The sequence below is a fragment of the Kluyvera sp. CHPC 1.2972 genome (assembly GCF_036759925.1).
In the GTDB taxonomy this organism is placed as follows: Bacteria; Pseudomonadota; Gammaproteobacteria; order Enterobacterales; family Enterobacteriaceae; genus Kluyvera.
Genome location: NZ_JAPKIB010000032.1, coordinates 1 through 10,538 on the forward strand (window position 1 = coordinate 1; position 10,538 = coordinate 10,538).

Consider the following 10,538-nt stretch of genomic DNA (forward strand, 5'->3'; position numbering starts at 1 on the left):
CTAAGACTATATTTTGTACAGCAGTGGAGAAGGATGAGAGACCAGCAGTTCATTAACAGGGACTCCTTTTTGCTTAAGCGGCTCAATGGTTCTTTCTATATAAACCGTATTCCAGAGTGTTATCGCCGCCGTATGTAGTGTCAGCGCCGGTGGCGTGGTAATTCTGATCCTCCCACCCCCATATCCCTGATTTCACTCAGCCGGTGCATGAAGGATGCTCGCCCAAGGGCCTCCCCCTTATACAGCCCCGCCTGTATGCATCGGCCTGAGCCTTTATCGCAAAATCAGTCCAGCATAAACAGTGTCCGATCTCTGCAGAAAATCGCCCTCAGCGCTACGAGTTTGAACGCATTTACTCTGTTTAAAGGTAACATTCGCTCCACGATATAATGATATCGGCAACGTATTCAGCATCCTGAGCATGTGTCAGAAGGTGATCAGCCTTACCCAGGGAAATGAAACTCTTGGGATGCTTAGCTGCTTTGAATATTTTCTCGGCCTGCTCAATTAACACGGTATCATCTTCAGTCGCATGAAAAATCAGCAGAGGCTTGTTCATGGCGAACACCTTATGAGCGATTTTGTGTTCCTGAATATTGTCCAGCATCTGTTTCTTTAACGTAAATACCCGCCCGGCCAGCTCAACGGGATAGGCTCCATGCTGGTTAATGTTTTCAACATCATCCTTAAAAAGACGTTTTACGTGTGTCAGTTCTCCGGGTGATCCTATGGTGACAACGGCCTTTGCCTCAGGAACTTCGCCGGCGATAGACAGGATGGCAGATCCCCCCAGGCTATGACCGATGAGCAAAGAAGGCGCTTCGTACTGTCGGCGGAGATAATCTACCGCGCAAAGCAGGTCCGAAATATTGGATGAGAAGTTGGTGTTGGAAAAATCCCCTTCGCTGTTTCCCAGACCAGTAAAATCAAACCGGAGAACGGCGATAGCTTTCTCTGTCAGTTTCCGCGCAATACGCGCCGCGCCTTTGAGGTCTTTGCCACACGTAAAACAATGAGCTAACAGCGCAAACGCTTTAGGATTTTCAGGAAGTTCAAGCAATCCGGCCAGTTCTTCACCCGCCGCATTTTTGAACGTAAATTTTAGTTTTTTCATAGGATATTCCGGGCCTTAAACTGATGTCATATGTTTGATCGCAGGAGAAAAAAAAGCTTCTGCTCTGCATCTGGCATAACGCGTTTTCCGTCCTCCACTGGGGATGTGAAACAGAATTCATTCCGAATGCCTGTCCTCACCTTCCAGTTTGAAAGCTGGTTATTGCTTCCTGTTCGGTGATCACTTACGCCATGCTTCCAACTAGATGGTAGTTTGCAGGATTTTTGTGAGGACTTCTCGAATGGCCAGGTGCGCGCTCATTCTTAAAATATCACTGGCAATGCTGGCATTTGCGGCAAACTCCATTCTGTGTCGTCTGGCCCTGCAAGGAGGCCACATTGATCCCCTTTCATTCAGCAGCCTCAGGCTGGCCAGTGGTGCATTCGTCCTGTCCCCCTTCCTCTTTTATCACGCCAGGACCACATTATCGCTGTGGCGTCCGCTGAGCGGGTTTTACCTCATGGCGTATGCGGTGCTGTTCTCTGTCGCCTATATCCAGGTACGGAAACAGGTCGTGAATATCCTGAGTGAAGCCTGCTGAAGACATTCTGGCGACAAAAAAATGCCGCCCGTAAAGGGGCGGCTCATGCCAGCGTAACGGGGTTATCGTCTGACCGCCATGATGCCCGCATCGACATCCCAGATAGCGCCCGTCACCCATGAGGTTTTGTCAGACAACAGGAAGAGAATAGTGTTTGCAACGTCTTCGGCAGTTCCGACGCGTCCCAGCGGGTGGAAATCGTTCAACGACTTCATAGCATCAGCGATATCCGCTTTGTCCATGAAGCCTTCGTATATTGGCGTATGAACAATCCCGGGAGACACAGCGTTGACACGAATACCCGCGCTGGCCAGCTCAATCGCCAGATTACGCGTCAGGGCATGCAGACCCGCTTTTGCCATTGAATAGGCCGAGGCCGGCGAGTCACCCAGTGCTGCCTGGGCGCCAATCGAACCGACATTGACGATAGACCCTTCGAGCTTCGCGGCGAGCATGTTCTTCACGACATCCTGCGTAATAAAGAACGTGGCGCGGTTCAGCGCAAGATACATGTCATAATCGTCAAAGCTGTGATCGGTAAAGCCTTTCGGCATGAAGATCCCGGCGGCATTCACCATCAGGCTGATATCGCGGTGGCGGGCATTAATTTCCCGACGGATAGTTTCCATACCTTCTTCGGTCATCAGGTTCGCCGCAATAACCGCAACCGGTCCCAGAGGACTCAGTTCTTTTTGCACCGCTTCGGCTTTGTCTTTTTTATTCCCGGTCAGCACCACACTGCCGCCCGCTTCCAGTACCATGCGTGCGACGGCCAGACCCATGCCGCTGGTACCGCCGACGACGAGCAGTTTTTTACCTTTGAAAAAAGTGTTCATTTTCTGACTCCATTACTGGTGGGTAAGACGTTGCCGGCAGGGTGAAACTGCCGGCGGTTGACGGATTAAATACTGCAGCCATCCGTTCCGCAGGTCTGACCCGCCGTGGCTGAAAATTCGGTTTGCTGTTCATCCCATACCTGACGCAGGGCATTCAAAAAGTTATCTGCTGCCTGAGCCCCGCTGATGGCATATTTTTCGTTCATCACAAAAACCGGAACGCCGCTGAGGCCAATAGACTGTGCGTGGGCTTCATCGTCGGAAACGGTGGCGCGAAAATCGTCATTTTCCAGGGCGGCTTCAGCGTCAGCTTTCGGCATACCGGCTTCTACGGCCATTGCAACGAGCTGCTGACGGTCAAAGAGAGAGCGACCTTCGGTGATACTGCCGTGATAAAAACGTTCTTCCACCGCGTCCGCAATTCCGGCCTTACGCGCGGCAACCAGCAGGGTGTGTGCATCTTCTGTATCACCAAACATCATGCCGTCAAAGTTGTAGATCAGACCTTCAGATTTACCGGCGGTGCCCACCTGATTCATCATCAGCTCCGCTGAATGCTGACTGCCCAGTTTTTTAACGATGGCATCCTTAAAAGGCATAGCGGGAGTACCACCGGCCAGACGGTAGCTGTGATGACGGAGCACCACCTGATCGCGAAATTCAAAGCGATTCAGACCCTGTTCAAATCTTTTTTTAGCAATCCAGCACCACGGGCAGACCAAATCTGACCAGATATCGATGGTAAGGGTGGGTTTCAGCGTTTGCATAATGATTCCTCAAAGACCTTGGGCGGTCGGGTCTCACTTATCAGAGAACCGCGACCGTATGGGATTTATTGCGCCTGCCAGACCGGGTAATCGGTATAGCCTTTTTCCGGGGAACCACTGACGCCGTAGTAGGTGGCGCGGTCACTTTCTGCCAGTGGCCAGCCGTTTTGCATTCTTTCAACCAGATCCGGGTTAGCGATGTAGGGCACACCAAATGCCACCAGATCCAGCTCATCATCTTCCAGAGCCTGCTCTGCGATATCACGGGTAAACCCGCCGGCAGCGATGATGGTGCCTTTAAACGTGTTGCGAAAACGGCGGCGGAATCCTTCCGGAAGTGGCGCTTTGGTGTACACCGGCTGATAGTAAAGGTGTACGTAGGCCAGTTCCCGCTGACCGAGCGCGTCGGTGATGGCTGACCAGGTTTGCTCTTCACCTTCATACGGCGCGAGGTCATAAATGCGGCCGAACGGTGACAGGCGCACGGCAACGTGGCTGTTACCCACGGCTTCCGCCACGGCGTCAATGGTCTCCAGCAGGAAACGCTGACGATTTTCCACCGAGCCGCCGTATTCGTCGGTGCGGGTGTTCAGTTCGCTACTGAGGAACTGGTCAAAGATGAATCCGTTTGCAGCCATGATTTCCACGCCGTCAAAGCCGGCTTCCATCGCCAGGCGTGCGGAGTGCACGAAGTCTGCAGTGATGCGTTTCACTTCATGCGTTTCCAGCGCGCGTGGCTGGCTTGGTACAACCGGGCCCGGTTCTCCGGATTCGGTCAGCGCAAAAACGGTGGTATTGACCGCCTGAACGGTGCCCGCTGAAACCGGCGCTATGTGGCCTGGCTGAAGAGAGACGTGAGACATACGGCCGACGTGCCAGAGCTGCGCGAAAATACGGCCACCTTTGGCGTGAACCGCTTGTGTCACCTTACGCCAGCCCTGGACGTGTTCGTCGTTGTAGATACCAGGGGTATAAAGGTAACCCCGGCCTTCTTCTGAAACCGGCATCCCTTCGGTGATGAGCAGGCCAGCAGAAGCACGCTGTGCATAGTACAAAGCCACGACCTCATCCGGCACGTCATTCATGGTGCGGGTGCGGGTCATCGGTGCCATGACTACACGGTTTTTTAACGCCAGGCCAGACAGATTGTAGGGGGTGAAAAGCTTACTCATCGTGTACCTCACAAAAGCAAAAAGGAGTTATCCCGACAGGGATTTGCACAACCCGGAAGTATCATCGACCGGACGTCGCGCACTGGAGTTGCATAAACATCTGATGGGTGGCAATATACCAACCATCTAGTAGGTAGGTCAATGGGCATGCCGTACTTTTTCTCATGACGCGGCCATTTTTGAATTGTCACTCACTTTGCGAGGTCATCACCATGCGTACATTAACATCCTATAACGAAGATAATTTCCGCCAGATAGAACAGTACAAAGGAATATCGGTGGTACGTTTCTCTGCACCCTGGTGTCCGCCCTGTCAGGCCAGCGAAGAAATGTTCAGTCAGTTTGCAGACCGGCTCGATGGAGATATTCAGGTGGGGAAAGTCAATGTAGATCAGGCGCCGGTGCTGACAACCAAATACGAGATCTGGGGGCTGCCGTCTGTGCTGATATTTCATGAAGGGCAATTAGTTAAACGCATACCGGGTGTGAAACCTGCATCGGTATATGCTCAGGCGATTGCGGACATAAAAAAAGGGCAGTAATGCCCTTTCAACGTGGAATTTATTAATGCTTAACCGCGTGCCTGACCGACAGCATCCAGAGTGCGGGCTGAATAAATGACCGCAGCGCCAGCGTTGAGGTTAATCGCCACGCCCAGAGCTTCAGCAATTTCAGCGTCGGTTGCACCGGCTTTCACAGCGGCGTCGGCGTGAAAAGCAATGCAGCCGTCGCAGCGCGTTGTGACAGCGCACGCCAGGGCAATGAGTTCACGCACTTTTGCGCCCAGAAGGTCAGTTTTGTTACCTGCGTTGCCCAGGGCAACCACGCCTTTCATGGTCTCGGGGGTCAGTTTGCCCAACTCACCTAAACGTTGCATTAACTCTGAGCGATAGTTGTTCCAGTCCAGCATAGTGTCATTCTCCTGAATGAGGGGTATTAAGAAGCAGTTTTATATACTTAAGGCTGTTGGTGAAGACTTCGGGTCTGGCCGTTGCATGCGCCACTACGCTTGAGCCTTCACAGACATTAATGATCATCAAAGCAATATCTGATGGTTCGGCATGGGATGAAAACTCACCTGACTCCATGCCCGCCCTGACGACTTTTGTGAGCCACTCGATTTGCATATCGAAATAAAGTGATGTCTGTACAGTAATTGCCTGAGGCAGATTGGCGGTCTCCGCTGACAACGCACAACACAGTGGCAGTAGTGAAGCTTTATGGCTTTGCGCGAAGATATCGATGTAGGCCGCAATTCTTTTCTCCGCGCTTTTCTCAGTCGCCTCTATCTGCTCAAATACGCGTTGTGTATCGGAGAACGCCTGTATTACCACCTGCTCACCCAGAATATCTTTGGTCGGGAAATGGTGATGAATACTGGCCTTGGTGATACCCACTATTTTTGATAAATCAGCATAGCTGAATGCTGAATACCCTTTTTCGCGCATCAGGTGTTCTGCTTCGCTGAGCAGCCGTTCCCGTGTCATGGTTGTCATAATTACTCCATATAATCTACTAGTTGATAGATTATATTGTTGCTATTTTTCCGTAGCAAGTTGTATCACTGACTCAGTATCGTGCAGAGCTGAACGTCACTGCCATCCTGCATTCTGAATGGCAGCATTACATCTCTGACATCACGCCAGGCGTGTAATCATTTCAACCGGATTAGCCAGAGTATCGTGGATTGGCGAATTCTTTTGCATTTCGCTGACCAGCGCTTCTAACTCCTCGCGACTGGCGGTCTTGCTCGTAAGGTGAACATCGACGCGAATAGATTTCGCACCTTTACGCACGTTGCTGTCCAGCCCAAGGAAGCCGTTGAGGTTGATATCGAAATTAAGATCCAGCTCGATACCGTCCAGGTCGATCCCTTTTTCAGCAGCCATCATGGTGAGGGTGGCGGTATAACAGCCAGCCAGCGCCTGCATGATGTATTCAGTCGGGCTCATGCCGGTATCGGTGCCGAGTAAACCTGCGGGTTCATCACCGATATTAGAAAATTTCCCTGCGCGGCTGTTATCGATAACGCCGTTCTGGATTGTGGCGCCGGTCTCTGTGCGAACGGTTAATCCGCCGCTGGAACGGGCTTTCATCTGGAAAGTCAGGTTACCCAGGCCAGGCTGGCTGCGAACTGCTTCACGGGTATTGTGGATCGCAGCTGCGTCTGCAGAAGGTTTAACGGTAGTAGACATAATGGCTCCTGTAATTTCTTGATAAAAGGTATAGCTGGTGCAATCAATACCAACCATCTAGTTGGTAGATTAGTATCGCGAACCTCTTTTGTCTACTCTTTTATAAAAAATAGGGGGGAAAGAATCCAGCAGGCTGTTTTATTTCATAATAACCATTTGATTTTTTTATAATCTTCCCAGCCGCTCACTCTTGCAGCAATCCAGCCTTTACCCGAAGGATAGTCTGGCGGGTGGTATTAAATTCCCGGGCAATAGCACTGATACTGATGCCAGCATTTAGGCGTTCTGTCACTGTTTGCTTTTGTTCCTCGCTCAGGATGGGAGGGCGACCGAAGCGTTTTCCAGCCGCTTTTGCCCTCGCAATACCTGAATGCGTTCGCTCAAGCAGCAAATCCCGCTCAAACTCCGCTACAGCAGAAATTACCTGCATAGTCATTTTTCCGGCCGGACTGGTCAAGTCAACGCCTCCGAGTGCGAGACAATGAACGCGAATATCTAAAGCCGCCAGTTGCTCTACTGTTTTTCGGATATCCATCGCATTACGACCCAGACGGTCAAGTTTGGTGACAATCAGTACATCCCCATTTTCCATGCGATCTAGCAACCGGATAAATCCGGGGCGTTCGCTGGCAGCAACCGAGCCACTGATATGCTCCTCAATAAGTCGTTGGGATCTGATGGCAAAACCTGCCGCTTCAATTTCACGACGCTGGTTTTCTGTGGTCTGTTCCAGAGTTGAGACCCTGCAGTAGGCAAAAACACGTGACATGGGAAACTTTCCGTACGAAATGGGTGTCCGAATTATAACGTGTGTCCGAAATTAATTTCACTAAGTTTCGGACATGTGCTGTAAGTGATGTACGAAACCGACCGGTTTCGCTCACAGCGAACAAATAACAGATGAAAACTATACGCGAGGGAAGCATTTATGCCACGGCGACAGATACTGAGCAGTGAAGAGCAGGAACGCTTACTGGTTATACCAGATGATGAAATTATTCTGACCCGAATGTGTTTTCTGAACGAACCGGATATTGCGCTCATTAATAAGCACCGACGGCCAGCGAATCGCCTGGGCTTTGCTGTATTACTCTGTTATCTGCGTGGACCTGGATTTATTCCGGACAAAAGCAGTGCTCCTCACAATGGCGTTGTATCCAGGGTTGCTTCCCGACTGAAACTTCAGCCTGATTTATGGCCGGAATATGCATCCAGAGAGCAAACCCGCTGGGAACATCTGACCGAACTTTATCGCTACCTGGAACTATCCCCGTTCAGCCGGTCAATGCAAAAAGACTGTATCCGCCATCTGCACCCCTATGCCATGCGAACTGACAAAGGATTTATGCTGGCGGAAGAAATGCTCAGCTGGCTACATAACAATAATGTTATTTTCCCTTCTGTTGAAGTGATCGAACGGACGCTTGCCGAAGTCGTCACGCTCGCTAACAGATCGGTATTTTCGACACTTACCGCGCAACTGGAAAAGCAGCATAAATCAGCACTCGACAGCCTGCTCATATCAGAGGGTGAACAACCTTCCCGTCTGGCATGGCTGCTACAGCCTCCGGGTAAAATAAACGGTAAAAATGTGCTGCAACATATCGACCGGCTTAATTCCATCGCTGCGCTGGGGTTGCCTGATGGTATTGCACTTTCCGTTCACCAGAACAGGTTGCTTAAACTGGCGCGTGAGGGCCGGAAAATGAGCAGCAGGGACCTGGCAAAATTCACCGATGTCAGACGTTACGCTACGCTGGTTTGTATAATAACAGAGGCCAGGGCCACCCTGACTGACGAAGTGATTGATCTGCACGAGCGTATCCTGGGTAGTCTGTTCAGCAGGGCAAAACGCACGCAGGCCGAACGGCTCCAGCAAACGGGAAAGCTTATTCAGAGCAAGCTGAAGCAGTACGTTACCGTCGGGCAGGCGTTACTTAACGCCAGAGAATCCGGGGAAGATCCCTGGACTGCAATAGAAGATGTCCTTCCCTGGCAGGAATTCATCAACAGCGTGGAAGAAACGCGGTTTCTTTCCCGTAAGGGCAATTTCGACGCGCTTCATCTGATCACCGAAAAATACAGTACGTTGCGTAAATATGCCCCGCGTATGCTGTCAGCATTGCAGTTCATGGCGACACCTGCGGCGCAGGCGCTCAGCGATGCGCTGGACACCATAACGGAAATGTACCGTAAACAACTTCGTAAAGTGCCGCCATCAGCGCCAACAGGGTTTATCCCTGAAAGCTGGCGAAAACTGGTGCTCACGCCTTCAGGCATCGACCGCAAGTACTACGAGTTTTGCGTACTGAATGAACTCAAGGGTGCATTACGTTCCGGTGATATCTGGGTAAAAGGATCGCGCCGCTACAAAAATTTTGATGATTATCTCATCCCGACTGCTGAGTTTGAGAAATCCCGACATAATGACCAGTTACAGTTGGCCGTTCAGACCGATAGCCAGGCATACCTTCAGGCCCGTATGACTCTTCTTGCATCTCGGCTGGAAGAAGTTAACGCGATGGCGCTTGCCGGTGATTTGCCCGATGTAGATATCTCAGATAAAGGCGTAAAAATCACTCCACTGGAGAACAGCGTTCCTTCAGGTGTTTCACCCTTTGCAGATTTGGTCTATGGCATGCTTCCCCATCCGAAAATTACGGAGATACTGGAAGAAGTTGATAGCTGGACGGGATTTACGCGTCACTTCGCGCACCTCAAAAATAATAACGTCAGACCAAAAGACGGAAGACTGTTGCTGACCACCATTCTGGCTGACGGCATCAACCTTGGGCTGACAAAAATGGCGGAATCCTGCCCTGGGGCCACAAGATCGTCACTCGAAGGTATTCAGGCATGGTACATCAGGGATGAAACTTATTCAGCGGCACTGGCCGAGCTGGTCAACGCACAGAAAGAGCGGCCTCTGGCCGCATTCTGGGGCGACGGGACAACATCGTCGTCAGACGGGCAGAACTTTCGGGTAGGCAGTCACGGACGTTATGCCGGTCAGGTCAATCTTAAATATGGTCAGGAGCCGGGCGTGCAGATTTATACGCATATCTCAGACCAATACAGCCCGTTCTACGCCAAAGTGATCAGCCGGGTGCGCGACTCAACCCACGTGCTTGATGGCCTGCTGTACCATGAAAGCGATCTGGAAATTACCGAGCATTACACCGATACCGCAGGCTTCACTGAACATGTTTTCGCCCTGATGCACCTGCTGGGATTCGCTTTTGCGCCAAGGATCCGTGATCTTCATGACAAGCAGCTGTTTATTCATGGAAAGGCCGAGCGCTATCCGGGGCTTCAGTCTGTCATATCAACAACCTGCCTGAATATCAAAGACATTGAGTCGCACTGGGATGAGGTATTGCGCCTGGCAACCTCGATTAAGCAGGGGACAGTCACCGCATCACTGATGATGAAAAAGTTAGCCAGTTACCCAAAACAGAATGGACTTGCCAAAGCGCTGAGAGAGATTGGCCGCATCGAACGGACACTATTTATGCTGGACTGGTTCCGTGATCCCGGTCTGCGCCGACGCGTGCAGGCGGGGCTGAATAAGGGTGAGGCCCGTAATGCCCTTGCGCGAGCGGTCTTTTTGCACCGTCTGGGTGAAATAAGGGATCGTGGGCTGGAGAATCAGAGTTATCGCGCCAGTGGGCTGACATTACTGACAGCAGCGATCACGTTGTGGAACACGGTATATATAGAAAGAGCTATTGAGTCACTAAAACGAAAGGGTATCCCGATAAATGAGCAACTGGTCTCTCATCTTTCTCCCCTGGGCTGGGAACATATCAATCTGAGTGGAGATTACGTCTGGCGTAATAATCTTAAGCTGGGATCCGGAAAATACCGCTCATTACGTACAGTCGATACCGCTTTGTACAAAAAATAGTCTTAA

General features: G+C 51.1%; 11 protein-coding genes and 1 pseudogene. 3 read left to right on the forward strand and 9 right to left on the reverse strand.

Annotated features, from left to right (window positions below; translation table 11 throughout):
* Positions 1–21: 21 nt before the first annotated feature.
* Both V6944_RS23075 and V6944_RS23080 read right to left on the reverse strand, forming a co-directional pair.
* A pseudogene (locus tag V6944_RS23075) lies at positions 22–335 on the reverse strand (Tn3 family transposase); the annotation flags it as partial.
* 26 nt (positions 336–361) lie between these two features.
* Entirely contained in the window at positions 362–1,114 is a 753-nt protein-coding gene (locus V6944_RS23080; RefSeq protein WP_023307212.1) for an alpha/beta hydrolase family protein, read from the reverse strand.
* 241 nt (positions 1,115–1,355) lie between these two features.
* On the opposite strand from V6944_RS23080, the gene V6944_RS23085 reads away from it, so the two are divergent.
* Positions 1,356–1,655, forward strand: a complete 300-nt coding sequence (locus tag V6944_RS23085) for a hypothetical protein (protein ID WP_023307211.1) — start codon at positions 1,356–1,358, stop codon at positions 1,653–1,655.
* A gap of 62 nt (positions 1,656–1,717) precedes the next feature.
* Here the strand turns inward: V6944_RS23085 and V6944_RS23090 are convergent, their stop codons facing one another.
* From V6944_RS23090 to V6944_RS23100, 3 genes are all read right to left on the reverse strand, one after another.
* Positions 1,718–2,491 (reverse strand): SDR family NAD(P)-dependent oxidoreductase, encoded by a 774-nt coding sequence (locus V6944_RS23090; protein WP_023307210.1) that lies wholly within the window; start codon positions 2,489–2,491, stop codon positions 1,718–1,720.
* Between the two features lie 65 nt (positions 2,492–2,556).
* The gene (locus V6944_RS23095; RefSeq protein WP_023304046.1) at positions 2,557–3,258 is read right to left on the reverse strand and encodes a DsbA family oxidoreductase; all 702 of its coding nucleotides are present in this window, start codon (positions 3,256–3,258) and stop codon (positions 2,557–2,559) included.
* Positions 3,259–3,323: 65 nt separating this feature from the next.
* A complete protein-coding gene (locus V6944_RS23100) occupies positions 3,324–4,430 on the reverse strand; it encodes an alkene reductase (protein WP_006687059.1) in 1,107 nt (368 codons plus the stop codon).
* A gap of 212 nt (positions 4,431–4,642) precedes the next feature.
* Between V6944_RS23100 and V6944_RS23105 the strand changes: the two genes are divergently transcribed.
* Positions 4,643–4,972 carry a thioredoxin family protein gene (locus V6944_RS23105; protein WP_023304047.1) on the forward strand — a complete coding sequence of 110 codons (330 nt, stop codon included), beginning with the start codon at positions 4,643–4,645 and terminating at the stop codon, positions 4,970–4,972.
* A 29-nt stretch (positions 4,973–5,001) separates the two neighbouring features.
* Here the strand turns inward: V6944_RS23105 and V6944_RS23110 are convergent, their stop codons facing one another.
* The 4 genes from V6944_RS23110 to V6944_RS23125 all read right to left on the reverse strand — a co-directional run bounded on the left by V6944_RS23110 (position 5,002) and on the right by V6944_RS23125 (position 7,394).
* Positions 5,002–5,340, reverse strand: coding sequence for a carboxymuconolactone decarboxylase family protein (locus V6944_RS23110; RefSeq protein WP_000888080.1), 339 nt, complete (start codon positions 5,338–5,340; stop codon positions 5,002–5,004).
* A gap of 4 nt (positions 5,341–5,344) precedes the next feature.
* On the reverse strand, positions 5,345–5,926 hold the full coding sequence (locus tag V6944_RS23115; RefSeq protein WP_023304048.1) for a TetR/AcrR family transcriptional regulator: 582 nt from the start codon (positions 5,924–5,926) through the stop codon (positions 5,345–5,347).
* Positions 5,927–6,067: 141 nt separating this feature from the next.
* Positions 6,068–6,625 (reverse strand): OsmC family protein, encoded by a 558-nt coding sequence (locus V6944_RS23120; RefSeq protein ID WP_023304049.1) that lies wholly within the window; start codon positions 6,623–6,625, stop codon positions 6,068–6,070.
* Positions 6,626–6,809: 184 nt separating this feature from the next.
* A complete protein-coding gene (locus V6944_RS23125; protein WP_008502231.1) occupies positions 6,810–7,394 on the reverse strand; it encodes a recombinase family protein in 585 nt (194 codons plus the stop codon).
* Between the two features lie 159 nt (positions 7,395–7,553).
* On the opposite strand from V6944_RS23125, the gene V6944_RS23130 reads away from it, so the two are divergent.
* Entirely contained in the window at positions 7,554–10,532 is a 2,979-nt protein-coding gene (locus V6944_RS23130; protein WP_333500658.1) for a Tn3 family transposase, read from the forward strand.
* The last annotated feature ends 6 nt before the right edge of the window (positions 10,533–10,538 follow it).